This is a genomic window from Streptomyces sp. NPDC096048, assembly GCF_044763415.1.
In the GTDB taxonomy this organism is placed as follows: Bacteria; Actinomycetota; Actinomycetes; order Streptomycetales; family Streptomycetaceae; genus Streptomyces.
On sequence record NZ_JBIWGG010000003.1, the window covers coordinates 626365 to 653013 of the forward strand.

General features: G+C 71.9%; 26 protein-coding genes and 1 riboswitch. Of the genes, 19 read left to right on the plus strand and 7 right to left on the minus strand.

Annotated elements, in window-relative coordinates; all coding sequences use genetic code 11:
* The first annotated feature begins 53 nt into the window (after nt 1-53).
* Both ACIQ6R_RS10750 and ACIQ6R_RS10755 read left to right on the plus strand, forming a co-directional pair.
* Nucleotides 54-932: a hypothetical protein gene (locus tag ACIQ6R_RS10750; RefSeq protein WP_404220225.1), complete on the plus strand. Its 879-nt coding sequence runs from the start codon at nt 54-56 to the stop codon at nt 930-932.
* A gap of 125 nt (nt 933-1057) precedes the next feature.
* The gene (locus ACIQ6R_RS10755) at nt 1058-1348 is read left to right on the plus strand and encodes a hypothetical protein (protein WP_404174800.1); all 291 of its coding nucleotides are present in this window, start codon (nt 1058-1060) and stop codon (nt 1346-1348) included.
* A gap of 4 nt (nt 1349-1352) precedes the next feature.
* On the opposite strand, the gene ACIQ6R_RS10760 is transcribed toward ACIQ6R_RS10755, so the two are convergent.
* The 3 genes from ACIQ6R_RS10760 to ACIQ6R_RS10770 are packed head-to-tail and all read right to left on the minus strand — an operon-like array spanning nt 1353 to nt 4536.
* The gene (locus ACIQ6R_RS10760) at nt 1353-2423 is read right to left on the minus strand and encodes a prenyltransferase (RefSeq protein ID WP_404174803.1); all 1071 of its coding nucleotides are present in this window, start codon (nt 2421-2423) and stop codon (nt 1353-1355) included.
* On the minus strand, nt 2420-3154 hold the full coding sequence (locus tag ACIQ6R_RS10765) for a class I SAM-dependent methyltransferase (protein WP_404174806.1): 735 nt from the start codon (nt 3152-3154) through the stop codon (nt 2420-2422). Before ACIQ6R_RS10765 ends, ACIQ6R_RS10760 begins: the two co-directional genes overlap by 4 nt.
* Complete coding sequence (locus tag ACIQ6R_RS10770; RefSeq protein WP_404220227.1) at nt 3148-4536, minus strand: glycosyltransferase family 4 protein; 1389 nt, start codon at nt 4534-4536, stop codon at nt 3148-3150. Before ACIQ6R_RS10770 ends, ACIQ6R_RS10765 begins: the two co-directional genes overlap by 7 nt.
* Nucleotides 4537-4719: 183 nt before the next feature.
* On the opposite strand from ACIQ6R_RS10770, the gene ACIQ6R_RS10775 reads away from it, so the two are divergent.
* The 6 genes from ACIQ6R_RS10775 (at nt 4720) to ACIQ6R_RS10800 (ending at nt 11396) form a co-directional block, all read left to right on the plus strand.
* Entirely contained in the window at nt 4720-5412 is a 693-nt protein-coding gene (locus ACIQ6R_RS10775) for a TetR family transcriptional regulator (protein WP_404220324.1), read from the plus strand.
* Nucleotides 5403-5558, plus strand: a riboswitch (cobalamin riboswitch). It overlaps the preceding gene by 10 nt.
* Before the next feature lie 107 nt (nt 5559-5665).
* Nucleotides 5666-6913, plus strand: a complete 1248-nt coding sequence (locus ACIQ6R_RS10780; RefSeq protein ID WP_404174812.1) for a prenyltransferase/squalene oxidase repeat-containing protein — start codon at nt 5666-5668, stop codon at nt 6911-6913.
* Nucleotides 6910-7587 carry an SCO2322 family protein gene (locus tag ACIQ6R_RS10785; RefSeq protein ID WP_404220229.1) on the plus strand — a complete coding sequence of 226 codons (678 nt, stop codon included), beginning with the start codon at nt 6910-6912 and terminating at the stop codon, nt 7585-7587. The genes ACIQ6R_RS10780 and ACIQ6R_RS10785 overlap by 4 nt, the downstream gene beginning before the upstream one ends.
* Nucleotides 7588-7696: 109 nt before the next feature.
* Nucleotides 7697-8866 (plus strand): energy-coupling factor transporter transmembrane component T, encoded by a 1170-nt coding sequence (locus tag ACIQ6R_RS10790; RefSeq protein WP_404220231.1) that lies wholly within the window; start codon nt 7697-7699, stop codon nt 8864-8866.
* Complete coding sequence (locus ACIQ6R_RS10795; protein WP_404220233.1) at nt 8863-10551, plus strand: ABC transporter ATP-binding protein; 1689 nt, start codon at nt 8863-8865, stop codon at nt 10549-10551. The genes ACIQ6R_RS10790 and ACIQ6R_RS10795 overlap by 4 nt, the downstream gene beginning before the upstream one ends.
* Nucleotides 10548-11396 (plus strand): ECF transporter S component, encoded by an 849-nt coding sequence (locus ACIQ6R_RS10800; RefSeq protein WP_404220235.1) that lies wholly within the window; start codon nt 10548-10550, stop codon nt 11394-11396. Before ACIQ6R_RS10795 ends, ACIQ6R_RS10800 begins: the two co-directional genes overlap by 4 nt.
* Before the next feature lie 6 nt (nt 11397-11402).
* Here ACIQ6R_RS10800 and ACIQ6R_RS10805 read toward each other — a convergent pair whose 3' ends face one another.
* A complete protein-coding gene (locus ACIQ6R_RS10805; protein WP_404220237.1) occupies nt 11403-11993 on the minus strand; it encodes a TetR/AcrR family transcriptional regulator in 591 nt (196 codons plus the stop codon).
* 199 nt (nt 11994-12192) lie between these two features.
* Here ACIQ6R_RS10805 and ACIQ6R_RS10810 point away from each other — a divergent pair, with 199 nt between their 5' ends.
* Nucleotides 12193-12753 (plus strand): hypothetical protein, encoded by a 561-nt coding sequence (locus tag ACIQ6R_RS10810; protein ID WP_404220239.1) that lies wholly within the window; start codon nt 12193-12195, stop codon nt 12751-12753.
* A 417-nt stretch (nt 12754-13170) separates the two neighbouring features.
* The gene (locus ACIQ6R_RS10815; RefSeq protein WP_404220241.1) at nt 13171-13584 is read left to right on the plus strand and encodes a transglycosylase SLT domain-containing protein; all 414 of its coding nucleotides are present in this window, start codon (nt 13171-13173) and stop codon (nt 13582-13584) included.
* A gap of 96 nt (nt 13585-13680) precedes the next feature.
* Here the strand turns inward: ACIQ6R_RS10815 and ACIQ6R_RS10820 are convergent, their stop codons facing one another.
* Nucleotides 13681-14691: a GlxA family transcriptional regulator gene (locus tag ACIQ6R_RS10820; protein WP_404220243.1), complete on the minus strand. Its 1011-nt coding sequence runs from the start codon at nt 14689-14691 to the stop codon at nt 13681-13683.
* A 150-nt stretch (nt 14692-14841) separates the two neighbouring features.
* On the opposite strand from ACIQ6R_RS10820, the gene ACIQ6R_RS10825 reads away from it, so the two are divergent.
* The 3 genes from ACIQ6R_RS10825 to ACIQ6R_RS10835 all read left to right on the plus strand — a co-directional run bounded on the left by ACIQ6R_RS10825 (nt 14842) and on the right by ACIQ6R_RS10835 (nt 17426).
* Nucleotides 14842-15432, plus strand: a complete 591-nt coding sequence (locus tag ACIQ6R_RS10825) for an isochorismatase family protein (protein ID WP_404220245.1) — start codon at nt 14842-14844, stop codon at nt 15430-15432.
* Entirely contained in the window at nt 15432-16154 is a 723-nt protein-coding gene (locus ACIQ6R_RS10830; RefSeq protein WP_404174832.1) for a cysteine hydrolase family protein, read from the plus strand. The genes ACIQ6R_RS10825 and ACIQ6R_RS10830 overlap by 1 nt, the downstream gene beginning before the upstream one ends.
* 129 nt (nt 16155-16283) lie before the next feature.
* Entirely contained in the window at nt 16284-17426 is a 1143-nt protein-coding gene (locus ACIQ6R_RS10835) for a hypothetical protein (protein ID WP_404220247.1), read from the plus strand.
* On the opposite strand, the gene ACIQ6R_RS10840 is transcribed toward ACIQ6R_RS10835, so the two are convergent.
* Nucleotides 17427-17903, minus strand: coding sequence for an ATP-binding protein (locus tag ACIQ6R_RS10840; protein WP_404174838.1), 477 nt, complete (start codon nt 17901-17903; stop codon nt 17427-17429).
* 96 nt (nt 17904-17999) lie between these two features.
* Between ACIQ6R_RS10840 and ACIQ6R_RS10845 the strand changes: the two genes are divergently transcribed.
* The 6 genes from ACIQ6R_RS10845 (at nt 18000) to ACIQ6R_RS10870 (ending at nt 24462) form a co-directional block, all read left to right on the plus strand.
* Nucleotides 18000-18848, plus strand: coding sequence for a helix-turn-helix domain-containing protein (locus tag ACIQ6R_RS10845; RefSeq protein ID WP_404174841.1), 849 nt, complete (start codon nt 18000-18002; stop codon nt 18846-18848).
* On the plus strand, nt 18823-19089 hold the full coding sequence (locus tag ACIQ6R_RS10850; RefSeq protein WP_404220249.1) for a DUF397 domain-containing protein: 267 nt from the start codon (nt 18823-18825) through the stop codon (nt 19087-19089). The genes ACIQ6R_RS10845 and ACIQ6R_RS10850 overlap by 26 nt, the downstream gene beginning before the upstream one ends.
* 240 nt (nt 19090-19329) lie before the next feature.
* Complete coding sequence (locus ACIQ6R_RS10855) at nt 19330-21558, plus strand: glycoside hydrolase domain-containing protein (protein WP_404220251.1); 2229 nt, start codon at nt 19330-19332, stop codon at nt 21556-21558.
* A gap of 14 nt (nt 21559-21572) precedes the next feature.
* Nucleotides 21573-22019, plus strand: a complete 447-nt coding sequence (locus ACIQ6R_RS10860; protein ID WP_404220253.1) for a hypothetical protein — start codon at nt 21573-21575, stop codon at nt 22017-22019.
* The gene (locus ACIQ6R_RS10865; RefSeq protein ID WP_404220255.1) at nt 22016-22705 is read left to right on the plus strand and encodes a hypothetical protein; all 690 of its coding nucleotides are present in this window, start codon (nt 22016-22018) and stop codon (nt 22703-22705) included. Before ACIQ6R_RS10860 ends, ACIQ6R_RS10865 begins: the two co-directional genes overlap by 4 nt.
* Nucleotides 22706-22821: 116 nt before the next feature.
* Complete coding sequence (locus tag ACIQ6R_RS10870; RefSeq protein ID WP_404220257.1) at nt 22822-24462, plus strand: hypothetical protein; 1641 nt, start codon at nt 22822-22824, stop codon at nt 24460-24462.
* Here ACIQ6R_RS10870 and ACIQ6R_RS10875 read toward each other — a convergent pair.
* A complete protein-coding gene (locus tag ACIQ6R_RS10875) occupies nt 24416-26611 on the minus strand; it encodes a bifunctional glycosyltransferase 87/phosphatase PAP2 family protein (RefSeq protein ID WP_404220259.1) in 2196 nt (731 codons plus the stop codon). The two genes, ACIQ6R_RS10870 and ACIQ6R_RS10875, sit on opposite strands and share 47 nt — an antisense overlap.
* Nucleotides 26612-26649: the final 38 nt, after the last annotated feature.

A 26649-nucleotide genomic window follows, 5' to 3' on the forward strand; every position in this document is an offset into this window, starting at 1 on the left:
ATGGTGACAGCGACGCCTCTACTGACGACGAGACGACCTACGAAGGACCTGAAGTGAATATCCGCTCCCTCACTCGAGGCGACGGCGTGGTGATCGGAGCAGCGGTGTTGCTGTTCATCGCGTCGTTCCTCGACATCTACTCGTTCGACGGTGCTCCGGACAGTGCCGAAATCCCCAGCCTGTGGGGCAGTGGGCCGGTCGTGCTCGGTGTGGTCCTGGCGGGCATCATCGGCGCCGCGCTCGTCATCGTGGCCCGCGCCCTGCCGCAGCCCAGGAAGGTGGCGGGCCTCGACCTCGGCCAGTTCGGCGTCGCGTTCACCGTCTTCGCCGCCTGGAGCGCGCTCGGCAACATCTTCGACCCCGCCGGCGCCTTCGACGGTGACGGGGGCCTCACCGACGACCTCGGTGCGGGCACGGGCCTGATCCTCGCGCTCATCGCCACGCTGGTCATGGCCGCCGCCGCCATCGCCACCCCCCTGGTCCCCGCCCTCAAGGGCACCCTGATCCCGGCCTCCCGTCCGGCCGCTCCGCAGCCCTACGGCGGCCAGCCCCAGGGTGGTTACGGCTACCCGGGCGCGCAGCAGCAGCCGTACGGCGGCCAGCCGGGCCAGCCCGGCCAGCCCGGTCAGCCCGGTCAGCCGGCTCCGTCCTTCGGCGGTCAGCCGCAGCCGGGTCAGCCGCAGCCCCAGCCGCAGGCCCCGCAGCCGCAGCAGGCGCAGGCTCAGCCGGCCGGGGACTTCTCGCCGTTCTGGTTCGCCGTGCCGGTGCCGCGTCCGCTGTTCGCGGAGGACGGCTCCCCCACGCCGATCGCCGAGCTGGCGCCGGGCACCTGGTACCTGGCCGTCGAGCAGCGCGGCGCCAACCTGGTCGCCCAGACGCAGGACGGCCGTCGCGGCGTGCTGCAGGACACCTCGGGCATCCAGCGCGGCTGACCGCGCCCGCCCGACCGTTCGGCGTCAACGGCCCCTCGCTCACCGGTACTTCCGGGCGAGGGGCCGTCGGCGTACGTCGGGACGGCGGCAGGTTTCAAACACACATCCGGGGCCAGACGGAAGTCATGTCCCCTAGAAGTCGCAGCGGATCCAGCGCCGGGACGGCCATCGCGGTGATCGCGGACATCATGGCCATCATCCTCGGGCTGTGGATCCTGATGTATCTGCTGGACGCCAACCGGGCCAACGACCTGGTGCAGTTCGTCCATGAAGTGGCCAACGTGCTCGCCGGCTGGTCACGTGACCTGTTCACCTTCGACGAAGCCTGGGCCCGCGTGGTGGCCGGCTACGGGCTGGCGGCCGTCGTCTACCTCTTCGTCGGCCACGCCGTGGCCAACCGCCTCGGCCGCCGCTGACCGTTCAGACGCAGCAGTCCGGGTCGAGGCCCCTCGGCAGGCGGTCGCCGGAGAAGACCTGGCAGGTGGCCTCGTGGCCGCCGAGCGCGGCGACGGCGAGGAGCAGGGAGCCGGCCGTCCAGGTGGTCAGTTCGCGCGGCCAGATCGCCTTGTCCTCGAAGACGTAGCCCGTCCAGTACAGGCCGCTGTCCGGGTCCCGCAGGTGCTGGATCGACTGGAGGATCTCCAGGGCGTGGTCGGACTCGCCCACCGCCCACAGGGCGAGGGCGAGTTCGGCCGACTCGCCGCCCGTCACCCACGGGTTGGGGACGACGCAGCGCACGCCGAGGTCCGGGACCACGAAGCGGTCCCAGCTCTCCGCGATGCGGGACCTGGCCTCGGTGCCGGTCAGCGCGCCGCCCAGGACCGGGTAGTACCAGTCCATCGAGTAGCGGCCCTTGTCCAGGAATCGCTCCGGGTGGCGGCGGATGGCGTGCCGCAGCGCGCCCGCCGCCAGCTCCCAGTCGGGCTGCGGCTCCTCGCGCTGTTCGGCGATGGCGAGCGCGCAGCGCAGCGCGTGGTGGATGGAGGAACTGCCGGTCAGCAGCGCGTCCGTGGTGTCCGTGCCGTCGTCGTCGCGCCGCCAGCCGATCTGCCCGCCCGGCTGCTGGAGGCGCAGTACGAACTCGACCGCCGCGTGGACGACGGGCCACATCCGGTCGAGGAACATGTCGTCGCCGGTGGCGAGGTGGTGGTGCCAGACGCCCACGGCGACGTAGGCGACGAAGTTGGTCTCCCGGCCGCGGTCGGTGACGTCGGCGAAGTCGCCGTCGGCGTAGGCGGCGTACCAGGAGCCGTCCTGGTTCTGGTGCCGGGCCAGCCACTCGTACGCCCGCTCGGCGGCGTCGTGCTCGCCGGCCGCGTCCAGGGCCATCGCCGCCTCGACGTGGTCCCACGGGTCGAGGTGGTGCCCGCGGAACCACGGGATCGCGCCGTCCTCCCGCTGCACGGCGAGGATGCCGCGGACGGTGGCCGCCGCCTCGGCGTCGGTGAGGACGCCGGGCAGGACCAGGTGTTCGGTGCGGGACGTGGTCACGCGGCGGCCACCCGCGGGAGGTGGGGCTTGGTCGCGTACGCCACGAAGCTCTTGCCGATCAGCGGGTTCAGCGCCTGCTCGGCGACCCTCGTCGCCAGCGGCTTCTTCATGATGTCCCAGACCAGCAGCTTGTGGTACGCCCGCACCGGCAGCGCCTTGTCGTTGTCGACGCCGAACGCGCACTTCAGCCACCAGTACGGCGAGTGCAGCGCGTGCGCGTGGTGGGTGCCGTAGGGCTTGAGGCCGGCCTCGCGGATGCGGGTGAGGAGCTGGTCCGCCTTGTAGATGCGGATGTGGCCGCCCTCGACCTCGTGGTAGGCGTCGGACAGCGTCCAGCAGACCTTCTCGGGGCCGTAGCGCGGCACGGTGATCGCGATGCGGCCGCCGGGCTTGAGGACGCGGACCATCTCGGCGAGGACGCCCTTGTCGTCGGGGATGTGCTCCATCACCTCGGAGATGATGACGACGTCGAAGGACTCGTCCGGGAAGGGCAGGGCCAGCGCGTCGCCCTCCATGGCGGTGGCGGTGGCGCCGGCCGGGGCCTCACCGGCCTCCTTCATCGCCGCGAACCACTTGGCGACCTCGCGGATCTCCTCGGCGTTCTGGTCCAGCGCGACGACCTGGGCGCCGCGCCGGTAGCACTCGAACGCGTGCCGGCCGGCGCCGCAGCCGAGGTCCAGCACGCGGTCGCCAGGGGCGAGCGGGAACCGGGAGAAGTCGACGGTCAGCACGTGGCCCTGCTTTCGGGGTAGACGCCGGTGTCACTGGTCGGGGTCGTCGGGGTCGCGGGGACGGTCCTCGGGGTGGTCGCCGAGGGGCCGATGGCCTCGCGGTAGCGGGCGGCCGTGCCCTCGGCGGCGCGGGCCCAGGTGAAGTGCCGCAGCACGCGCTCGCGTCCGGCCGCGCCGAGCCGGGCCCTCAGTTCACGGTCGCCGAGCAGCCGGTTGAGTCCGGCGGCCAGCGCTCCCGCGTCGCCCGGCGGCACCGCGAGGCAGGTCTCCCCGTCGGGTCCGGCGACCTCCGGGACGGCCCCGCCGGTGGTGGCGAGCAGCGCGGTGCCCGTCGCCATGGCCTCGGCGGCCGGCAGCGAGAACCCCTCGTACAGGGACGGCACGCACGCGACCTCGGCCGAGCGCACCAGGTCGACCAGTTCGGCGTCCGAGATGCCCTTGACGAACTCGACGGCGCTTTCGAGGCCGTAGCGCTCGATCGCCTGGGCGACGGGGCCCTCGGCGGGCCGCTTGCCGACGACGACGAGGTGGGCCCGGGGGTGCTCGGTGCGGGCCTTCGCCAGCGCCTCGACGAGGAAGACCAGGCCCTTGAGCGGCACGTCCGCGCTGGACGTCGTCACGATCCGGCCCGGCACCCGCGGCACCGACGGGTCGGGCGAGAACAGGTCGGTGTCGGCGCCGATGTGGACGACGTGGATGCGGTCGTCCCGTACGCCGAGGTGGTCGATGATCTCCTGGCGGGAGGTGCCGGAGACGGTGAGCACGGAGGGCAGGCGGCGCGCGACGCGCTTCTGCATGCGGGTGAAGGCGTACCAGCGGCGCACGGAGTAGCGGCGCCTGGGGCCGTCGGCGGCGTCGAGTTCCAGTTGCCGGTCGACGGTGATGGGGTGGTGGATGGTGGTGACGAGGGGCGCGCCGACGTCACCGAGCAGCCCGTAGCCGAGGGTCTGGTTGTCGTGCACGACGTCGAAGTCGCCGCGGCGGGCGCGCAGATGGCGGCGGGCGCGCAGCGAGAACGTCAGGGGTTCCGGGAAACCGCCGGTCCACATCGTGCCGACCTCGAGCGCGTCGATCCAGTCGCGGTACTCGCCCCGCTTCGGGGTGCGGAAGGGATCGGGCTGGCGGTAGAGGTCGAGGCTGGGCAGTTCGGTGAGGGACAGCCGCTCGTCGTGGCCCTCGTCGAGGACGGGGTAGGGCTGGGCGCCGATGACCTCGACGCGGTGGCCGAGGCGGGCCAGTTCGCGGGAGAGGTGGCGGACGTAGACGCCCTGGCCGCCGCAGAACGGGTTTCCCTTGTAGGTGAGGAGTGCGATACGGAGCGGTCGCAAGCCGTCGGCGGCGGGCTCCGGACGGGGACCCGTCTGACTGGCCTCAGCGGTCACTCCGGGCCCCCTTCTCACTGCGCTGTCCCGCGACACTACGCCGGGACGTTAATCTAGAACAAGTTTCAGACTTGATCGTTCGGAGGCTCCGAATCTACCGGCAGGTAGGGGCGCTGTGACGAGTGGATCAGGTGATTCACGCCACGGCACGGGGAGAAGGTGACCAAGGTGGACAACCCGGGAATGGAAGCCTCCGGTACCTCCGGCACTCCCGGTACTTCCGACGCCGCCGGCTCCGTGCGCCCCACCGCCGCACCGCCCCTCACCGAGCGGCAGCGGGAGCGCCGCCGCCGCATCCTGCACGCGACCGCCCGGCTGGCCTGCCGGGGCGGCTTCGAGGCGGTGCAGATGCGCGAGGTGGCGGAGTCGTCGCAGGTCGCCCTCGGCACGTTGTACCGCTATTTCCCGTCCAAGGTCCATCTGCTGGTGGCGACCATGCACGACCAGCTGGAGCGGCTGCACGGCACCCTGCGCAAGAGCCCGCCGACCGGCGACACGGCCGCCGACCGGGTGGCGCAGACCCTGATGCGGGCCTTCGGCGCGCTGCAGCGCGAACCCCGGCTGGCCGAGGCGATGGCCCGCGCCCTGACCTTCGCCGACCGCGGCGTCTCCCCGGAGGTCGACCAGGTCTCCCGCCAGACCACGGCGATCATCCTGGACGCGATGGGCGGCCTGGAGAACCCCACCCCCGAGCAGCTCTCCGCCATCCGCGTCATCGAACACACGTGGCACTCGACCCTGATCACCTGGCTCGCCGGCCGCGCCTCCCTCACCCAGGTACGGGTGGACATCGAGACGGTGTGCCGGCTGATCGACGTGACCGAGGCCGGAGCCCGCGGGCGGGCGCCCCGGCCCGGCTCCGTGGCCTCCGGGTAAAGTGGCGGCGTCGTCATCACACCCGTACGGGGGGAAGCCGGTGCAATTCCGGCGCTGACCCGCAACCGTGAGCCGTCCACCGTGGCCCCTTGAGGACTTGCCCGGACGGTGAGCCGGACTGCCCCGCGCGGACGTGACCGGCTCACGTGCCCGGCACCCGCCGGCGCACGGGCACCGTCGAGGCATACGGGGCCGAGCCGCCGGGGGTGCCCCGTGCTGCCCGGCCCCGCACAGGGAAAGGCACCCGCCGCTCATGAACGTCCGCCGTCGCAGCAGCGCCGCGGCTCTCGCCGCCATAGCCGTGATCGGCGCCGCCGCCGCGCCCGCGGTCGCCGCCGATCCGTCGTCCTCCCCGTCCGCGTCCACCCCGGCGGACCCCGAGTCCTCCGGGCTGTACGGCACCGCCGACCCCCAGTACGACGGTGTCTGGCGCCAGTCCCTCGCCCTGCTCGCGCAGAAGACGGTGGGCGTGATCCCGTCGTCGAAGGCCGTGGACTGGCTCACCGGCCAGCAGTGCGACAACGGCGCCTTCGCCCCGTATCGCGCCGACCCCGCCAAGGCGTGCGACGCCAAGACGATGGTCGACACCAACAGCACGGCCGCCGCCGTCCAGGCGCTGTGGGCCGTCGGCGGGCACGGCGACGCCGTCGAGGACGCCCTCGGCTGGCTGAAGTCCGCTCAGAACAAGGACGGCGGCTGGGGCTACACCCCCGGCAGCCCCAGCGAGGCCAACTCCACCTCCGTGGTCATCGGCGCCCTGGCCGCCACGGAGACCGGCCCGGAGACCTTCGAGAAGGGCGGCAGGTCCCCGTACGACGCGCTGCTGGCGGCCGCCCTGCCCTGCGCCGGCGACGGCGGTGCCTTCGGGTACCCGGACCAGGACGGCAAGCTGCTCGCCAACGCGGACGCGACCGCCGCCGGCGTCCTCGGCGCGCTCGGCAAGGGCCTGGTCACCGAGGCCGGCGAGAAGACGGCCGACGCCGCCTGCACGGACAAGCCCACCCGCGAGCAGGCCGCGGCGAACGGCGCGGCCTACCTCACCGGCGCCGTGGCCGAGGACGGCCATCTCAAGTCGGCCCTCGGCGGCTCCGCCGTCCAGCCCGACTACGGCAACACCGCCGACGCGGTCGTCGCGCTCGCCGCGCAGGGCGGCGCGGAGAAGGCGGCGAAGCCGCTGGCGTGGCTGAAGAAGAACGCAGCGAAGTGGGCCGAGCAGAGCGGACCCGCCGCCTACGCCCAGCTGATCTTCGCCGCCCACGCCACGGGCACCGACCCGCGCGCCTTCGGTGGCACGGACCTGGTGGCGGAACTGAACGCGACGGGTCCGGCTCCGCGAGGTGTCAGCACGACGGACACCGCGACCGCGAGCAGCGAGGACGACACCAAGGACGAGAAGAAGGACTCCGGCTTCGGCGTCTGGTGGTTCGTCGGCGTCTGCGTGGTCTTCGGCATCGGCATCGGCTTCCTGCTGAGCGGCCGCAACAAGAAGCAGCAGCCGTGACCCGCCGCGTCGCCCGCGTCGTCCTCCTCTTCCTGGCCGCGTTCCTGCTGATCGGGAGCGCGGGCCAGGCGCAGGCCGCCGGTTACCGCTACTGGTCCTTCTGGGACCACGACGGTGACCGCTGGGTCTACGCCACCCAGGGCCCGTCCCTCGTCCGGCCCTCCGACGGCGATGTCCAGGGCTTCCGCTTCGCGGTGAGCGAGAACTCGGGCGACGCCGCCAAGCCGCGCGGCGCCGCGGACTTCGCGTCGATCTGCGCGAAGACGCCGGCCGAGGGCGGCAGCAAGCGCGTCGCCCTCGTCCTCGACTTCGGCACGGCGTCCGACGCCCCGTCCGGCGAGACCCCGCCGGCCCCGCGCACGGCCTGCGCCCGGGTCTCCCCCGACGCGACGACGGCCGACGCCCTGGCCGCCGCGGCGGGCCCGCTGCGCTACAACACCAGCGCCCTGCTGTGCGGGATCGCGGGCTACCCGAAGTCGGGGTGCGGAGAGCAGGTCTCGCAGAAGGAGAAGGAGAAGGACGACTCGACGGCGCCCGCCGCGGCCCCGGACCAGAAGGACACGTCGGACGACGACGGCCCCTCGGTCGGCCTCTACGCGGGCATCGCCGTCGTGGCAGCCCTGGCCGGAGCGGCAACCTGGCAGGCAAGGCGGCGCGGGAATGCCACCGACTGAGCCCGCGGACAAGCGAGCTGCGGGCAGTCGTGCCGCGCCGCCTGCCGGCAGTCGTGCCGCTGGGGCGACGGGGGTCCCCCCGCTCGCGCGAAGCCGAGAGCGGGGGAGCGTGGGCACTGGGGGTACCCCCTCTGGAGGAGACACCCTGTCAGCGCCGGCAAGCGCACCCGCCCCCGCACCCGCACCCCGCCACCGGTACCGCCCGCCCCTGCACCCCGGCGCCTGGTGGCTCTGGGCACTAGCCCTGGGCACCGCCGCCACCCGCACCACCAACCCCCTCCTCCTCGCCCTCCTCATAGCCGTCTCCGCCTACGTGGTGATCACCCGCCGCCCCCACGCCCCCTGGTCCCGTTCCTACGGCGCCTTCGTCAAGCTCGCCCTCGCCGTCCTGGTCATCCGCCTCCTCTTCACCACGATCCTCGGCTCTCCCATCCCCGGCACCCACACCCTCGTCACGCTGCCCGAAGTCCCCCTCCCCGACTGGGCGCAGGGCATCCGCCTCGGCGGCCGGGTCACCGCCGAGGGCCTCACCTTCGCCCTGTACGACGCGATGAAGCTGGCCACCCTCCTCATCTGCGTCGGCGCCGCGAACGCCCTCGCCAACCCCTCCCGCCTCCTCAAGTCCCTGCCCGGCGCCCTGTACGAGATGGGCGTGGCCGTCGTCGTCGCCCTCACCTTCGCCCCGAACCTCATCGCCGACGTCCAGCGCCTGCGCGCCGCCCGCCGTCTGCGCGGCCGCCCCGACAGGGGCGTACGGGGCCTGCTCCAGGTCGGACTGCCGGTGCTGGAGGGCGCCCTGGAGCGTTCCGTCGCCCTCGCCGCCGCGATGGACGCACGCGGCTACGGCCGTACCGCCCAGGTTCCCGCCCCCGTACGCCGTGCCACCGCCGCCCTCACCCTGGGCGGCCTGCTCGGCGTCTGCGCGGGGACGTACGGGCTGCTGACCGCCGCGGGCGGCACGTACGGCATCCCCGTCCTCCTGGCCGGCGTCGCCGCCGCGCTCACGGGCCTGTGGCTCGGCGGCCGCAGGACGGTCCGCACCCGCTACCGTCCGGACCGTTGGGACGCCCGCGCCTGGCTGGTCACCGCCTCGGGCGCGGCGGTCGCGGCGCTGTTGTTCCTGGCCGCCGCGCGCGACCCGGCGGCGCTGCATCCGGGCGTGGTCCCGCTGGTCGCGCCGTCCCTCCCCCTGTGGCCGGCGGCAGCCGTACTGCTCGGCCTGCTCCCGGCGTTCGTCACCCCCGCCCCCCACCCCGTGCCCGTCAAGGAGCCGTCGTGATCCGCTTCGAGGATGTCTCCGTGACGTACGACGGGGTGGCCGAACCCACCGTCCGGGGCGTCGACTTCGAGGTCCCGGAGGGCGAACTCGTCCTGCTCGCCGGCCCGTCCGGCGTCGGCAAGTCCACGGTCCTCGGCGCGGTCAGCGGCCTCGTGCCGCACTTCACCGGCGGCACGCTGAGCGGCCGGGTCACGGTGGCCGGGCGCGACACCCGCACCCACAAGCCGCGCGAACTCGCCGACGTCGTCGGCACGGTCGGCCAGGACCCGCTCTCCCACTTCGTGACGGACACCGTCGAGGACGAGCTGGCCTACGGCATGGAGTCCCTCGGGCTGGCCCCGGACGTGATGCGCCGCCGCGTCGAGGAGACCCTCGACCTGCTGGGCCTGTCCGACCTGCGCGGCCGCCCCATCGCCACCCTCTCCGGCGGTCAGCAGCAGCGGGTCGCGATCGGCTCGGTCCTCACCCCGCACCCGGACGTCCTGGTCCTGGACGAGCCGACCTCCGCCCTCGACCCCGCCGCGGCGGAGGAGGTCCTGGCCGTCCTCCAGCGCCTCGTCCACGACCTCGGTACGACGGTCCTGATGGCCGAGCACCGCCTGGAACGCGTCATCCAGTACGCCGACCAGGTCGTCCTGCTCCCGTCCCCGGGCGCGGCACCGCTCCTCGGCCCCCCGGCGGACGTGATGGCCGTGTCCCCGGTGTACCCGCCGGTGGTGGGCCTGGGCAGGCTGGCGAACTGGTCCCCGCTGCCGCTGACGATCCGCGACGCCCGCCGCCGCGCGGCCCCGCTGCGGGACCGGCTGGCGGACCGGGAGATCCCGGACCGCGCGCCGACGACCGCCACGCTCCCGCCCTTTCCCGCCCTGCGGCCCGCCTCCTCCCGTTGGTGGCGGCGCGGGAAGTCCCCGGAGACGGCCGCCGCCCCCACCCCGTACGCCGCCGAGGTCCGCTCCCTCGCCGTCCGCCGGGACCGGATCCAGGCGCTGCGCGACGTCGACCTGACCGTCTCCCCCGGCGAGACCATCGCCCTGATGGGCCGCAACGGCGCCGGAAAGTCCACCCTGCTCTCCGCGCTCGTCGGCCTCGTCGCCCCGTCCGCGGGTTCGGTCCGCGCCGGCGACGCCGTACCGCACCGCACGGCACCCCGCGACCTCGTACGCCGGGTCGGCCTGGTCCCGCAGGAGCCGCGCGACCTGCTGTACGCCGACACGGTCGCCGCGGAGTGCCGGGCCGCCGACCGGGACGCGGAGGCGGCTCCCGGCACCTGCCGCGCCCTGCTGACCGAACTGCTCCCCGGCGTCTGCGACGACACCCACCCCCGCGACCTCTCCGAGGGCCAGCGCCTCACCCTCGCCCTGTCCGTCGTACTCACCGCCCGCCCGCCCCTGCTCCTCCTGGACGAGCCGACGCGCGGCCTGGACTACGCGGCGAAGGCCCGGCTGGCCGGCATCCTGCGCGGGCTGGCCGCCGAGGGGCACGCGATCGTGCTGGCGACGCACGACGTGGAGCTGGCCGCCGAGCTGGCCCACCGGGTCGTGCTGCTGGCCGAGGGCGAGGTCATCGCCGACGGTCCTGCGGCGGACGTGGTGGTGGCCTCGCCGTCCTTCGCGCCGCAGGTCGCCAAGGTGCTGGCCCCGCGGAAGTGGCTGACCGTCGCGCAGGTGCGGGAGGCGCTGGCATGACCGGCCCCCGGCGTGACCGCCAGGCCCGCGCCGTCCGCCTCGGCCCCCGTTCCGTCGCCGCGCTCGTGCTGGTCAGCGCGGTGGGCGTGGCCGGCTTCGGCTGGCCCTTCCTGGCGCCGCCGGACGCCTCGCTGAACGCGCACGCCCAGGACGCGCCGTGGCTGTTCGCCGGCCTGCTGGTGCTGCTGGTGGCCGTGGTCGCGGCGACGATCTCGGAGTCGGGTCTCGGCCCCAAGGCGGTGGCGATGCTCGGCGTCCTGGCGGCGGCGGGCGCGGCGCTGCGTCCGATCGGCGCGGGGACGGCCGGCCTGGAGCCGATGTTCTTCCTCATGGTCCTCAGCGGCCGGGTCCTCGGGCCGGGCTTCGGTTTCGTCCTCGGCTCGGTCACGATGTTCGCGTCCGCGCTGCTCACGGGCGGGGTGGGCCCGTGGATGCCGTTCCAGATGCTGTCGATGGGCTGGTTCACGATGGGGGCGGGCCTGCTGCCCTTCCCCGACCGCCTGCGCGGGCGCCCGGAACTGCTCGTGCTCGCCGCGTACGGCTTCCTGGCCGCGTTCGCCTACGGCACGGTGATGAACCTGGCGGGCTGGACCTTCATGAACACGCTCGCCTCGAACATCGCCTTCGACCCGGACGCGTCGATCCCCGACAACCTGGCCCGCTTCCTCGCCTACTGCCTGGCCACGTCCCTCGGCTGGGACGGCGGCCGCGCCGCCGTGACGGTCGTACTGACCCTCGCGCTCGGCGCCCCGGTCCTGAAGGCACTGCGCCGGGCCACCCGGCGGGCGGCCTTCGAAGCCGCGGGCACGTTCGGGAAGACCGACGAGGTGGGCCGCCCCTCGTGAGAGGGCTCACCCGGGGAGTGCGCGCGCCCGCAGGATTCCGTCGACGCCTCGCAGGAACGTTTCGGAGATCATGTCGGGGTCGAAGAGGCAGCCGGCCGCCATGGCACCGTCGCGGAGCATGACGAGGTGCCGGGCGTCCGGTCCGGCGGGTGCGTCGCCGATCTCCGCCAGCAGGTCCGTGACGGTGTTCAGGAACCATTGCCGGTGGGCCAGGACGGCTCGGTGGATCGGATGGGCCGGATCGGGATATTCGGCCACCGCGTTGAGGAAGGCGCAGCCGCGGAAGCCCGGGGACCGGATGCCCTCGGTGATGGACCTGCCGACGGCCCGGACCCTGTCGACGGCGGTCCGGCCGCCGGCCCGGGCGGCGGCGACCTGCCCCCGGATCCCCTGGTCGGCCTGGCCGAGATACGCGAGGACGAGGTCTTCCTTGCCCGAGAAGTGCCGGTACAGCGTGGCCCTGGTCACCTGCGCCTCCGCGGTGATCCGGTCGATGCCGACGGAGTGGATTCCCTCCGCGTAGAAGATCCGGGTCGCTGTGCCGAGCAGCCGCGCTCGCGCTTCCGACGTGCTGCCGCCTTCTGGGCTCCTGCTCATGCCGCTCAGCCTACCAAGGAGCGGAGGTAGAACGTTCGGTCTTGACAGCGGCCTCGTCGAGCCTCTTGTATCTCCTACAAGACAGAACGTTCTCCCTCACGTCGTTCTCCCTCACGTTCTCCGTCATGCAGTCAGCGGACCGCAGCACGCACCGACTCCGCCGTTCCGCGCCGCCACGCCATCCCTGAAAGGCACTCCCGTGGACACTCTCGTCAGCACGACGCCCCCCAGCGTTCCCGTGACCCTGCGCAAGCTGTACCTCCTGCGCTTCGCGTTCGCCGCCGTCTGGGCCGGCCTGCTGTTCTCCACCGCCGACACACTGGGGCCGCTCAGCGCGACGCTCCTGGTCGTCTACCCCCTGTTCGACGCGGCGGCCGCGATCGTCGACCTCCGGTCCGCCAGGGCGAGCGGCGGCACGGCGCCGGCCCTCTACGTGAACATCGCCATCAGCTCACTGGCAGTCGTCGCCCTGGCCGTCGCCGCCACGTCCGGCATCCCGGCCGTCCTCCGGGTCTGGGGAGCCTGGGCCATCGCCTCGGGTCTCGTCCAACTGGTCACGGGCGCCGTTCGCCGGCGACTGGGCGGCCAGTGGGCGATGATCATCAGCGGTGCCGTCTCCACGCTCGCCGGCGCGTCCTTCTTCGCACAGGCCGGCGGCGAAGGCCCCACGCTGGGGAGCCTCTCCGGCTACGCCTTCCTCGGCGGCGTCTTCTTCCTGGTCTCGGCGCTCCGGCTGAACCGCGCCCGAGACGGGGCATGACCCCGCCCGCCCGGACCCGCCCGGACCGCCCGGACCCGCCGGATGACCTCCGGGGCTCCGGGGCTCCGGGCCTCCGCGGCTCCGGGTCAGGGCACGTCCGAGAAGGCCGACGAGGTGAGCCGCCCCACGTGACCCGGGTCACCTACGAAGCCGGGCCGTAGACCGCGCGACGCGCATGCGGCCCCCGCCCACCGCTGTGACCTGGGCTTTGAGAGTCGCGTCACAGCGGGGCCCGCGCCTCCACGTACGACCATCACTAGCAAAGGGGGTGATTGCGGACGGATGTCCGGCCTGTTTCTCTGGACGGGTCGCCAGGCGCCGACGCCCTCACGGGCAGCGGCGCCGACGCATGCCCCCCGCCGCGCGCCACGTGGCCGGCGTGCGCCGACGCCCCTGTCCCCGAAGAAAGGCCCTCCGTTGACCGCCGCCTCCCTCCTCCGCAGTGCCGCCACCCCGAAGAAGGCGCTCGCCGGTGCCGCCCTGGCCGCGGCCGCCTGCGGCACGCTGATCGCCGCCGCGCCCGCGCAGGCCGCGACGCCGGCCTCCTCGGCGCAGGCGACCGCGAAGAAGATGATCGGCGACTCGGCCGAGTACCGGTGCTTCGCCAAGATCGTCGACCACGAGAGCGACTGGAACGTCAACGCCACCAACTCCTCCAGCGGCGCCTACGGCCTGGTCCAGGCCCTGCCGGGCTCGAAGATGGCCTCGGCCGGCTCCGACTGGAAGACCAACGCGGCCACCCAGATCGAGTGGGGTCTGGACTACATGAAGGACCGCTACGGCGGCGCCTGCGACGCCTGGAGCTTCTGGCAGGCCAACGGCTGGTACTGACCCGGCCCGCACCCCGCTCACCACAGACCGAAGGCGGCGGCCCCCGATCCCCGGGGCCGCCGCCTTCGTGCGTCCGCGCGGGCTGCGGGACCGCCGTCACCGCACCTCCGCCGGGGCGGTCCGGAACCGGCGCCGGTACTCCGTCGGTGTCGTGTCGAGCCGGCGGCGGAACGCCCTGACCAGGGTGTCGACGGTGCCGAATCCGCACGTGGAGGCGACCCGTTCCAGGGTGGCGTCGGTGGATTCGAGCTGGTGGCGCGCCACCTCGACGCGGGCCGACTCGATGTAGGCGTGCGGGGTGGTGCCGAGTTCGGTCTTGAAGATCCGGGTGAGCTGCCGGTCGCTGACGTGGGCGCAGGCGGCGAGGTCGGCGACGGTGAGCGGTTCCGCGATGTTGCGCATGATGTGGTGGCGGAGATCCTCGATGCGCCGTGTCGTGGAGACCTGCTCCAGCGGGACGCTGAACTGACTCTGCCCGCTCGGCCGCTTCAGGTACATCACCAGCTGCCGTGCGACGCGCAGCGCGACGTCCTCGCCGAGGTCGTCGGCGATGAGGGCGAGTGAGAGGTCGAGGCAGGCGCTGATGCCGGCGCCGGTCCACACGTCGCCTTCGCGGATGAAGATCGGATCGGCGTCGACCTCGACGGCCGGGTGGTCGGCGGCGAGCTGCCGCGCGGTCGACCAGTGGGTGGTGGCGCGCTTGCCGTCGAGGAGTCCGGCGGCGGCGAGGATGTGCGCCCCGACGCAGACGGACGTGACCCGGCGGGTCCGGTCCGCGAGCTGTCTCACCCGTTCCACCACGGCGGGGTCGGTGAGCGGGTGCACGCGGCGCTGGTCGTCCACCTCGACGGCGCCGGGCACGATCAGGGTGTCGATGCTCTTCGCGGGCAGTCCGGACAGTTCGTCGAAGGTGGTGTCGGGCAGGACGCGGACCCCGGCGCCGGTGGTGACCGGTGCCATGGTCTCGGCGGCGAGGACCACCTCGTAGCCCGCAGCCTCGTCCGTCTCGCGCCGGGCGAGGGAGAACACCTCCGGTGGGCCGGTGACGTCGAGCAGGTCGACGTCCTCGAAAAGGACTATGACGATCAGTCGTCTGACGCTGCTCAAGAAGGCCCCACTCCCAGCTCGGCGACGGCCATGTCGGTTTCTGCATGTTAGACGACATTGCCGACACCCGGCGGTGAGCCATAGCGTCATGGACACAGGTCACCGCACCGGTGAACCACCTCCCCCGACAAGCACGTTAGGCGACTTCCCATGCCCAGAACGACGCTGCGCCGGCTCAACGGCTTCGACGACACCCCCGCGAAGCTTGCCGAGTCCACCCTGGTCCTCGTCGACTACCAGAACACCTACACGACCGGCGTCATGGAACTGGACGGCTGGCAGGCCGCACTCGACGCCGCCGCCCAACTGCTGGCACGGGCCCGCCAGGAGGGCGCGAAGGTCATCCACGTCGTCAACGACGGCGGCGAGGGCACCCCGTACGACGTCCGCGCCGAGATCGGCGCCATCCACCCGAGTGTCGCACCGGTCGACGGCGAGCCCGTCGTCGTCAAGAAGGTGCCGAACGCGTTCGTCGACACGGACCTGGCCGAGCACGTCGACGCCGCGGGCAACAGCGACCTCGTCATCGCCGGGTTCATGACGCACATGTGCGTGGCCTTCACCGCCCAGGGCGCCTTCCTGCGCGGCAACCGCCCCACCGTCGTGGCCGACGCCAGCGCCACCCGCGCACTGCCGGTAGCGGGCCTCGAACTGGACGCCCACCAGGTGCACTACAGCGCCCTCGCCACCATCGCCGACCTCTACGGGGTCGTCGTCCCGTCCCAGAAGGAGATCTCCTGATGAAGCTGCTCCGCCCGGCCGTGGCCCTCGCCACCGCCGCCGTCCTCTCGGCCACCGTCGCCGGGTGCGGCGGGAGTTCCGAGGCCGCCACCTCCGAGGACAAGCCGTCGGCCGCCGCCACCGCCCAGAAGAACGTCGCGAAGGACACGACGACTCTGCGCAAGCTCAACGGTCTCGGCGAGACCCCGGCCACGCTCTCCGACGCCACCCTCATCCTGGTCGACTACCAGAACACCTACACCGAGGGCGTGATGGAGCTCGACGGGTGGAAGCCGGCGGTGGACAACGCCGAAGCCCTGCTGAAGCGGGCCCGCGAGGCGGGCACGCCGGTCATCCACATCGTCGACAAGGGCTACGACCTGAAGTCGAAGGCAGGCCAGATCATTCCGGCGCTCAAGCCGGCCAAGGGCGAGCCCGTCGTCGAGAAGAGCGTCCCCAACGCCTTCCACGGCACCGATCTCGCCGAGCAGGTCAAGAAGGCCGGGAACAAGAACGTCATCGTCGCCGGGTTCATGACCAACATGTGCACCCTGTTCACCGCCCAGGGCGCGTTCCTCAACGGCAACGCGCCGACCGTCGTCGCCGACGCCTCGGCGACCCGGCCGCTGCCCCTGAAGGGCAACCCGAACGGCATTCCCGCGCAGCAGGTCCACGAGGCCGCCCTCGCCACGGTCCAGGACCTCTACGGAGTCGTGGTCCCGTCGCAGAAGTCCCTGACCTGAGACCGGCGGGCCCCCACCCCGCCGACCCCACCCCACACTGAACTCCCCCCACCCTGATCTCCCCCCACGCTGTTCCCCCCACATCGCCAAAAGGCACTTCCGCTCACCAGAGAAAGCAGACAACGGGGCATGGCAACACGTAGAGGTTTTCTGGGTACCGCGTCGGCCGTCGGGGCGGCGACTCTCTTCACCGGCCAGTCGGCCTCCACCGCCTCGGCGGCGACCGCGGGAATCACCGCGACCGACGAGAAGGCGGCACGCGACGCGATACGCGCGGTCAACACCAGAATGCGCGCGAACTACGCGACCCTCAAGAGCGAACTGACGACGCAACTCAGTCCGGTCATCGTCGTCTCGAACAACGCGGTCGGCGGACGCTTCACCCTCATCAACGGCGGCAAGCAGGTCGAGACCGTCGACCCGGTCCCGGAGTACTTCGAACTGGCCAAGTCGATCGCCCACGTCCCCCTGGGCCTGTTCTCGGTACTCGCCGCCTATCTCAGCGACCAGGTCCCCAACATCCCCAACGCGGACCGCATCGACCCGCACGACCTCGACATGGTCGTCACCAAGGCACCGGGCGACAAGGGCTGGATCACCCCGCTGAACGCCTTCAAGTCCACGCTCCAGACGGCGCACACCAAGCTCGGCACCGCGAATCTCCCCCTGGACCTGGAGAATTCCTGCGACAAGATCCTGAGTGAGGCCGTCAAGTTCATCGACACCTCCGTCACGGCTCAGTCGTTCGACATGGTGTCGTTCAACCGCTTCGCCGCCACCGTCTACCCGTCCATCCGCGTCAACATGACCTTCGCCGCCACCGCGCAGATCACCGGCATCGAAGGGCTCATGAAGCGGTGGCGCACGCTGATCGGCGAGAAGGCGTGGAGCGACCTCTACGTCACGGTGCTGTCGATCTGGACCACGGCCGAGCTGAACCAGGCGTCCATCATCATCCGGCGCACCATGAACCAGGCGAAGGTGGACACCCACCTGATCGACCTGCCGACCGTGGAGACCCCCTCGGACCCGATCTTCGTGGCCCTGGACAACCTGGCGCGCATCGTCCAGGACAACGTCGCCGCCGAGATGGTCTTCAACACCGACCTCAAGGTCGCCGACGCCCTCAAGGGCAAGGAGGACCTGCTCTCCGACGAGATCCTCCAGCAGATCGGCGGAACGGCGCCCACCGCCAAGACCGCCGCCTTCGGCACGGCGGCGACGGCGACGGCCGGCGCCTGCCCGATCACCGGTCACACCGCGTCGGTGTGATCACCGGGCATCCCCCGCTTCCGGGGCGGGGGATGCCCCTCCGGGCCGCCCGGCGGCGCTCTCGCACTCGAACCACACCGTCTTGCCGTCCCCGGGCCCGGGCCCCACGCCCCACTTGCCCACCATCGCGTCCAGCAGCACCAGCCCCCGTCCGCCTTCGGCGTCGTCAGGCACCTCGCCGGCCAGGACGGGGAGCCGAGGGCAGCCGTCCGCCACCTCCACCCGGACCCCGCCCCCTCCGGCCTGCCGCAGCAACAGCAGCGTGCAGCGGCGGTCCGGGACATGCCGTACGACGTTGGCGAGCAGCTCGGTGACGCCGAGTTCGACGGCGTCGGCCAGCTCGGCGAGGTCCCACTCGCGCAGGTACGAGCGGACGATCCGCCGGACGTGCCGCGCCGAGTGGGCGCCGGCGGTGAAGCTCATCCGGTACTGGTCCGGGCGGTGGCCCACGAGGACCGAGGGAAAGTATTCGTTCACGGCACGAGCCTGACGTCGGACGACTACCGTGGGCTACGGAACGGATACAACCGGTCCCGCGGTGGACCGAGTTGGCGCGCGAGAGGGGCTCTCCGCATGACCCACGTCAACGTCCTCGACCCGGGCGCCTCGCCGCTCGACTACTACGGCTTCGAGCTGCGCCGCCATCGGGAGGCGGCCGGGCTGACACAGCGCCAGCTCGGCGACATCGTCAACTACACCGGCTCGCTGGTCGGCCAGATCGAGACCGCGCGGAAGCTGCCGACGCCGGAGTTCAGCGAACGCGTCGACGCGGCGCTGGGGACGGGCGGGTTGCTGTCGCGGCTGGTCGACCTCGTGATGCGCAGCCAGCAACCGGCATGGTTCCAACAGGTGGCCGAGTTGGAGGCGCGCGCGATCGAGATCTGCACCTTCCAGACGCACATGATCCACGGCCTCCTCCAGACCGACGCCTACGTACGGGCCGTACTCGGCACGCTCGACCCGTCCGACCTCGACGACCGCACCGCCGTTCGGCTCGCCCGCCAGCGCATCTTCGAGAAGAAGGAACCGCCGGTCTTCTGGACGGTCCTCAGCGAGGCCGCGCTGCGTCAGGAGATCGGCGGCCGGGAGACCATGCGCGGCCAACTGACCCACCTTTTGTCCTTCGAGGACAACCCCCGGATCAACGTCCAGGTACTGCCGTTCTCGGTGGGCGCGCACCCGGGACTCACCGGCGCATTCAACCTCTACCGATTCGCGCGGGACCCCGCCATCCTCTACACGGAGAGGTACGGCAGCGGGCATCCGACCGCCAATCCGGAGAGCGTCAACGACTGTTCACTCCGTTACGATCATCTCCGGGCCGCCGCGCTCTCCCTCAAGGACTCGGCGGAGTTGATCCGCCGGGTGATGGAGGAACGCTATGGGGAACAAGGCGATGCCGACGAGGATCCAGTGGCGTAAGTCCAGCTATAGCGGCGACCAGGGCGGCCAGTGCGTCGAGTGCGCGCCGCTCGGCCCGCTGACGTGGCGCAAGTCCTCGTACAGCAGCGACCAGGGCGGCGACTGCCTCGAAGTCGCCGAACTCCCCCGCCACGCCACCGTCGCCGTCCGCGACTCCAAGACCCCGGCGGGACCGGTCCTCACCCTCGCCCCCGCCACCTTCGCCGCCTTTGTCGGCTGGGCCTCCGCCGGGACGCGATGACCGCGCCGCCGGCGCTGCCGCTCAGCCCGTGACCAGCGTTTTTGCGCCAACCATGCGCTGACCTCTGCAACGTGTGATCTCCGTGTGTCTAAAGTGTGCGGGCCTCAAGGCACTTGGATCAGGCCAATCCCCTGACACACGACCGCGGCGGGCAGTCATCACCCCTGCCCGACCGGCGCCCGGTCGAGCGCGGCCTCGGGCTCGGTGACGGCCGCCCTCCGACCGAGAGGAAGCCGGCCCATGGCTGACGAAATGGTGCGCGCGGCGCAGCAGTTCATCAACACTACTTATGACAACGGCGCCAAGCTGGGCATATCGAAGCTCGACGAGAACGGCCAGACCAGCTGGACCGTCATGTACGCCCTCACCCGGGCCCTCCAATACGAACTCGGCATATCCGGCCTGTCGAACAACTTCGGCCCCGGGACGCTCTCCACACTCCAGTCGAAGTATCCGAACATCCACGCCTCGGGCGCCCCCGGGAACATCGTCCGGATCGTTCAGGCCGGGCTGTACTGCAAGGGGTACGACGGCGGCGGGATCGACGGTACGTACAGCGACCGGGTCAAGGACTCGGTACTCTCGCTGAAGTCGGACATGGGCGTCGACTTCGCCTACCCCGGCAGCGACGTGGTCCCGAAGGTCTTCAAGGGCCTGCTGAACATGGACCCGTACGTCACCGTCAACGGCGGCTCCGAGCAGATCAGGGCCGTCCAGCAGTGGATGAACGGCGAGTTCGTCAACCGCCGCGACTTCTACATCGTCCCGTGCGACGGCCACCACTCCCGGACCGTCGCCACGGCGATGCTCTACGCGGTCCAGTACACGATCGGCATGGCCGACGGCGTCGCCAACGGCAACTTCGGGCCCGGCACGAAGTCCGGTATCAAGGCGCACACGCTGTCGGTGGGGTCGTCCGGCACCTGGGTGCAGCTGTTCACCGCCGGGATGCTGCTCAACCAGCGGTCCGTGGCGTTCGGCGGCACTTTCACCTCCGCCCTGGCCGACGCGGTCCGCTCCTTCCAGTCGTTCGCCAAGCTCCCGGTGACGGGGCAGGGCGACTTCTCCACCTGGGCCTCGCTGCTGGTCTCCTACGGCGACCAGGAGCGCAAGGGCACCGCCTGCGACGGCGTCACCAGGATCACCCCCGACCGGGCCAGGGCCCTCAAGGCCGAGGGGATCAGCATCATCGGGCGTTACCTCACCAATCCGATCCCCGGTGGCGGCAAGGTGCCCGAGAAGGAGATCCAGTCCGGGGAGCTGCAGACCATCGCCGACCAGGGCATGCGCTGCTTCCCCATCTACCAGACCTTCGGCCGGGGCGCGGCCGACTTCAGCTACCCCCTGGGGCGCGCCGCGGGCCAGGCCGCGATCAACGCGGCCCTCGACCACGGGTTCAAATCGGGGACCCGGATCTTCTTCGCCGTCGACTTCGACGCCTACGACTACGAGGTCACCGACAGCATCCTGCCGCACTTCAAGGGCATTCAGGACGCGATGCGCGACGACGGCAACCGGTACACGGTCGGCGTCTACGGTCCGCGCAACGTGTGCACCCGCGTCTCCGACGCCGGCCACGCCTCGGCGTCGTTCGTGTCCGACATGTCCTCCGGGTTCTCCGGGAACTTCGGTTACCCGCTGCCCGCGAACTGGGCCTACGACCAGATCGTCACCAAGACCGTCGGCTCCGGCAGCGGAGCGATCAACATCGACGTCAACATCGCCTCCGGGCGGGACTCCGGGCAGGGGTCCTTCAACGCGCCCCGCGGTGTCAAGCCCGACACCCGCCTCAGCCCCGACGTCACCACCGCCATGGAGACCGACGTCGGCAAGTACATGGAGTCGCTCGGCTTCCCCCTCGACGGCGGGGTGCGCAGCTACCAGCACTGGAAGTGCTTCGAGCGGACCGTCACCGCGCACGACGACCTGATCACGGAGCTGTCCCTCCGGCACAACATGCGCAAGGCGCTCATCCAGACGACCGCCTACTGGGAGATGCGGCACATCTCCCCGGACGACGAGTTGGCCTGGGCCGCCGTCATCACGGCGTTCAACACGACCAGGCAGTACATCAGGGACACCTCCACCGGCATCGCCAAGCAGCGGGCGGTCACCCTCATCGGCGCCTGGAACCACGCGCTCGACAAGGGCTACGGGTCGGGTCAGCCGCGCCGGGACGTGTCGGTCGACGAGGACAAGTACAACGCGTGGAAGCAGGCGTACGACAGCGAGACGTACGCCCTCACCAGCGTCGCGCTGATCCACCGCTGGGACATCGACGGCAAGCCCGGCGGCGACGACGACTCACCGGCCCTGCGCCAGCCGACCCTGGGATACACGGACCAGGAGATCTACGAGGTCCTGCGCCGGTACCAGGGCCCCGGCGACGTCGCCTATGAGGAAGCCAAGAAGAGAATGGGGCTCTACTACGTGATGGAGAAGTACAACTCCATCTCGCGCAACCTCTGACAGGAGTACGGCACATGTCAGGCGACGAGCCCTACACCGAGCACGTGGGGGCCATCCTGGTCCTGCTGATCCTGGCCGGTCTCCTCACCGTGGTGTGGCTGACGGTCCGTGTGATCACCGGCCTGGTGCGCTCCCGCAGGAACGGCGCGACGCTCCTCGGCCCGGCGGCCGTACTGGCATGGGACGCGGCGGTCGGCATGTACACCTGGGGGCTTCTCCACCTGCTCTTCTTCGACGACCACGCCCAGGCCCAGGCCTGCGAGAAGGCCGTCGAGGGCAAGGTCACCGGGTACGAACCGACCTTCGTACCCCTGCACTTCGGCTGCCGGACCGGTGACGGGCGGGTGGTCGAGGCGGTCATCCCGTCCTACCTCAACCCCGCGACCGTACTGCTCGGAATCTGCGCTCTCGTCCTGACCTGGCTCGTCATCGCACACCACAAGAAGGGCACCCACACGTGACCACCCCTCTTTCCCGCCGCAACATACTGCGCCGTGCCGCCTTCCTGGCCGCGGGCACCGTTGTCGGCACTCAACTGCTCTCCTCGCCCGCCCTGGCGCGGCCCGAGGGCCCGGAGCCCGAAAAGCTCCGCGAGTCGGTGCGCAAGGCGCGAGAGCGCGACAAGCGCGTCCTGAGCGGCGTCCCGTCGCGCAACGGATGGGAGATGGAGAAGACCGCGGACGATCACGGGCACATCTACACCAGACCGGTACCGGGCATTCCGGTCGACGGCGTCCAGGTCCGCATGGGCGACGTCGAAACCGTGCTGGTCCACGTGATCCGCCGCTTCCACTACGAGATCGACGAACTGCGCCGGGACGACGTGACCGGCTGGCGGCACCCCTCGAAGGTGCGCAAGGGCATGGCCGAGTCGAACCAGGCGTCCGGCACGGCGGTGCAGGTCCGGCCCGGCTCCTACCCGTCCGGAGTGCGAGGCGGCTACTTCCCGCAGCAGCTGGCGGTGGTCCGGGACATCCTCGCCGAGTGCGAGGGCGTGGTTCGCTGGGGCGGCGACGACAAGCACCCGGACGAAGCGCTGTTCTACATCGACGTCGAGCCCGGCGACGGCAGGCTGCCGGAGCTGGCGGAGAAGATCGCCGACTGGGACTGGACCCCCGGCAAGGGCGCTGGTTCCGGCTCCGCCTGACGACAGGCCCTGGCGGAATGATCCGGCCGGGGCCCGGTCAACGTTTCTGTTCGAATTATCGTCTTCGCACGTGCCCCCGCCGTGCACCCCGATGACGCCGAACGGAAACCCCGACCGTGGTCCCTGCCGAACTCACCCTCTCCCGACGACCCGAACGCCGTCGGGAGAGACGTCCGAGCGACGCCCTGCGTGCCTTCGGGCACCGGCATCGCGTGCCCCTGCTCGCCACACTGCCCACCATTCCGCTGTACGCGGTGTGGTGGGTGTTTCTCGCCACCGGCGGGGGCGACCTCGCCGCGCAGGAGGCATGGGCCGACTTCGTCTCGCGGCACGGCGGTTCTGCGTACGGGCTGTTCTGGTACGGCGGGACGCACATCGTCAACTACAGCGTGATCTCGCCGTATCTGATGGCCGCGCTCGGTGTGCGCACGGTCACCGTGGTGTCCGGGCTGGCCGCCTCCTGGCTGGCGGCCGTGCTGATCATGCGGACCGGAGTGCGCAGGCCGCTGTGGCCCGTCCTGCTCGCTTCCCTCGGCCTGTGGTGCAACGTCGCCTCGGGGCGTACGACCTTCGCGCTCGGCGTCGCCTTCGGGCTGGCCGCCTGCGTGGTGCTGGTCCGGGAGCGGCGGCTCGTCCTCGCCGCCGGGTACGCCGCCCTGGCCACCATGGCGTCGCCGGTGGCCGGGCTGTACCTGGCCGTCGTGGGAGCCGGTTTCCTGCTCGTACGGGACCGCGGACGCGCCCTGGTCCTCCTCGTGCCGCCCGCCGCGGTCGTCGGGCTGACCACGCTGCTGTTCCCCTTCGCCGGGGAGCAGCCGATGCCGGCGTCCCGAATATGGCCGCCGGTCGTGCTCGGCCTCGCCGTCACGGCGCTGGCCCCGCGCGACTGGCGGGTCGCCCGGTGGAGCGGGGCCGTGTACGCGGTGGGGACCGTACTGACGTATCTCGTAGCCTCCGCCGTCGGCACGAACGTCGAGCGGTTCGCGGAGTACTTCGCACCTCCCGTGCTGCTCGCGGCCCTGCTCAGCACCGACCGGACACGGCGGATCGCCCGCGGTCTGCTGATCGTCGCCCTCGTCTTCTCCGTCGGCTGGACGGGCAAGAAGACCGCCGACGATCTGAAGGAGTACACCGTGGTGCCCGCCTGGGCCACCGAGACGGACGGTGTCGTGCGGGCACTGGAGGGGCTCGGGGCCGATCGCACGCGGGTGGAGGTGGTACCGGCCCGCGACCACCGCGAGGCGGCCGGGCTCGCGCCGCACGTCAATCTGGCCCGTGGCTGGAACCGGCAGCTCGACGTGGAACGCGCCCGTCTCTTCTACGACGGCACCTTCTCAGCGGCCACCTACCGGGACTGGCTGGACCACTGGGCGGTCGGCTTCGTCGTCCTGCCGCTCGGCAAGCCGGACGGGCCCGCCGAGGAGGAGGCACGGCTCGTGCGGGACGGCGACCTGCGGCCCGAGTGGCTGGAGCCCGTCTGGCAGGACGAGCACTGGCAGGTGTACCGGGTGCGGGACGCCGTACCGCTCGTCTCCGAGCCCGGCACCGTCGTGACGACCACCAGCGCCGACCTGGTGCTCCGCGTGGACCGGCCCGGCCCGGTGACCGTGCGGGTCGCCTGGTCGCCGTGGCTGCGGGCCGACGGCGGGTGCCTCGCCCGGGACGGCGAGTTCACCCGCCTGACGGTCGAGGCGCCGGGCGAGTACCGGCTCAGCTCCCGGTACGGTCCTTCGCCGGGGACGGAGGATCGCTGCTGAGCTGCTCGGCGGGCGGGGCGGTGCCCCTGGCCGGGGGCGGGGCGGCGGGGGTGGAGGCGGGGGCGGGGATGGCGTTCGTGGGCGGGGTGGGGTCCTTGGCCAGGATGGGGTCCTTGGCCGAGGGGGCAGGGGCCTTGGCCGCCGTCCCCGTCGCCACCCGGGCCCTCGGGCCCTGGAACAGGTACGTCAGGCCGAAGCCCGCGACGACCACGGCCGCGCCGCCCACCGCGTCCAGCAGCCAGTGGTTGCCGGTCGCCACGATCGCCGCGACGGTGAACAGGGGGTGCAGGAGGCCCAGCGCCTTCATCCACATCTTCGGGGCGATGATCGCGATCACCACTCCGCACCACAGCGACCAGCCGAAGTGCAGTGACGGCATCGCCGCGTACTGGTTGGTGAGGGCCGTCAGCGTGCCGTAGTCCGGCTTCGAGAAGTCCTGCACGCCGTGCACCGTGTCGATGATCCCGTACCCCGGCATCAGGCGCGGCGGTGCCAGCGGGTAGAGCCAGAAGCCGACCAGGGCCAGCAGCGTGGCGAAGCCGAGGGACGCGCGGGCCCAGCGGTAGTCGACCGGGCGGCGCCAGTACAGCACGCCGAGGACGGCCAGCGGGACGACGAAGTGGAACGACGTGTAGTAGAAGTCGAAGAAGTCCCGCAGCCAGCCGATCTTCACCACGGCGTGGTTGATCGCGTGCTCGATGTCGATGTGCAGGAAGCGTTCGATATCGAGGATCTGCCGGCCGTGCTCCTCCGCGCGGGCGCGGCCCGCCGAGTTGCTGCCGCCGGTCGCCGCGAGGCGGACCTGGGAGTAGGCGGCGTAGGTGACCCGGATGAGCAGGAGTTCCAGGAGGAGGTTGGGGCGGGTGAGGACCCTGCGCAGGAACGGCAGCAGGGGGATGTGCTTGAAGCGGGCCGGGACCGGGGGCGCGTAGCTCGTCGGGACCGGCGCGTCGAAGTACGGCGACGTGCGGGACAGGAACGGCACGGCGACCGCGGCGGCCAGCGCCGCGAGCAGTACGACGTTGTCGCGCAGGGGGTGGAGGGCCGCCATGTTCGGCAGGATCATCTTCGCGGGCAGCGTCATCACCAGGACGACGGCGACCGGCCACACGTACCGGTCGGAGGCCCGCTTGCCGACCCGGCCGACGACGGCGGGCAGCACCCACAGCAGCTGGTGCTGCCAGGTCGCGGGCGAGACCACGACCGCCGCACAGCCGGTGATGGCGACCGCGAGCAGCAGCTGGCCGTCGCGGGCGTAGCGCACGGCGCGGCGCAGGGCGAGGACGGCGACGGCCGCGCCGAGCAGGAGGAAGAGGGCGATCTCCAGGGGGCCGGAGAGGCCGAGCCGCAGCAGGACGCCGTGCAGCGACTGGTTGGCGAGGTCGTCGGCCTCGCCGCCCAGGCCCACGCCGGCCATGTGGTGGACCCAGTAGGTGTAGGAGTCCTGCGCCATGGCCGCCCAGGCGACGACGGTGCAGGCGAGGAACGTGACGCCGGTGGACACGGCCGCGCGTCCGCGGTCGGTGAACCACAGCAGGGGGACGAAGAGGAGGACGGTCGGCTGGAAGGCGGCGGCGACTCCGATCAGCGCGCCGCCGATCCGGTCGCCGTGTGCACCGCGTACGGCGAAGCAGCCCAGCAGGACGAGGAGGACCGGGATGATGCTGGTCTGGCCGAGCCACAGCGCGTTGCGCACCGGCAGCGAGACCATCAGCAGGCTGACGGCCACGGGCGCCGCCAGCAGTGCCGTACGGCGGCCCACCGGCTTCGGCAGGGCGCGCGCGGCGACCAGGCCGAGGGCCACGACGAGCAGCAGCGAGCCGAAGGTCCAGCCCCAGCCGAGGGCCTGTTCGGCGGCGCGGGTGAACGGTTTGAGGACCAGGCCGACGAAGGGCGTGCCGGTGAACTGCGTGGACTCGTAGAGGGACCCCTCCACGTGGAGGACCCCGTGCTCCCCGACCCAGGTCTCCAGGTCCGTCAGCCGTTCCCCGCTCGGGGTGCTGAGCACCATGGCCAGCTGTCGTACGGCGAGGACGGCGGCGACCACCCACAGGCCGAGGCGCGCGACACGCAGCCGTGCTCTGGTCGCATCGACGGCCGGGGCTCCGAAAGCCTCCGCCGGTCGCCCACTGTGCTCCGCATTCGCCACGCCTCGTCGGCCTCCCGCCCCGTTCGTACCGCGCCTGT

Bases quoted from the DNA above. Each gene is read 5' to 3' on its own strand.
- ACIQ6R_RS10755 (WP_404174800.1), top strand. From the start codon at position 1,058: ATGTCCCCTAGAAGTCGCAGCGGATCCAGCGCCGGGACGGCCATCGCG.
- ACIQ6R_RS10775 (WP_404220324.1), top strand. From the start codon at position 4,720: ATGGAAGCCTCCGGTACCTCCGGCACTCCCGGTACTTCCGACGCCGCC.
- ACIQ6R_RS10780 (WP_404174812.1), top strand. From the start codon at position 5,666: ATGAACGTCCGCCGTCGCAGCAGCGCCGCGGCTCTCGCCGCCATAGCC.
- ACIQ6R_RS10800 (WP_404220235.1), top strand. From the start codon at position 10,548: ATGACCGGCCCCCGGCGTGACCGCCAGGCCCGCGCCGTCCGCCTCGGC.
- ACIQ6R_RS10805 (WP_404220237.1), bottom strand. From the start codon at position 11,993: ATGAGCAGGAGCCCAGAAGGCGGCAGCACGTCGGAAGCGCGAGCGCGG.
- ACIQ6R_RS10825 (WP_404220245.1), top strand. From the start codon at position 14,842: ATGCCCAGAACGACGCTGCGCCGGCTCAACGGCTTCGACGACACCCCC.
- ACIQ6R_RS10830 (WP_404174832.1), top strand. From the start codon at position 15,432: ATGAAGCTGCTCCGCCCGGCCGTGGCCCTCGCCACCGCCGCCGTCCTC.
- ACIQ6R_RS10835 (WP_404220247.1), top strand. From the start codon at position 16,284: ATGGCAACACGTAGAGGTTTTCTGGGTACCGCGTCGGCCGTCGGGGCG.
- ACIQ6R_RS10845 (WP_404174841.1), top strand. From the start codon at position 18,000: ATGACCCACGTCAACGTCCTCGACCCGGGCGCCTCGCCGCTCGACTAC.
- ACIQ6R_RS10850 (WP_404220249.1), top strand. From the start codon at position 18,823: ATGCCGACGAGGATCCAGTGGCGTAAGTCCAGCTATAGCGGCGACCAG.
- ACIQ6R_RS10855 (WP_404220251.1), top strand. From the start codon at position 19,330: ATGGCTGACGAAATGGTGCGCGCGGCGCAGCAGTTCATCAACACTACT.
- ACIQ6R_RS10860 (WP_404220253.1), top strand. From the start codon at position 21,573: ATGTCAGGCGACGAGCCCTACACCGAGCACGTGGGGGCCATCCTGGTC.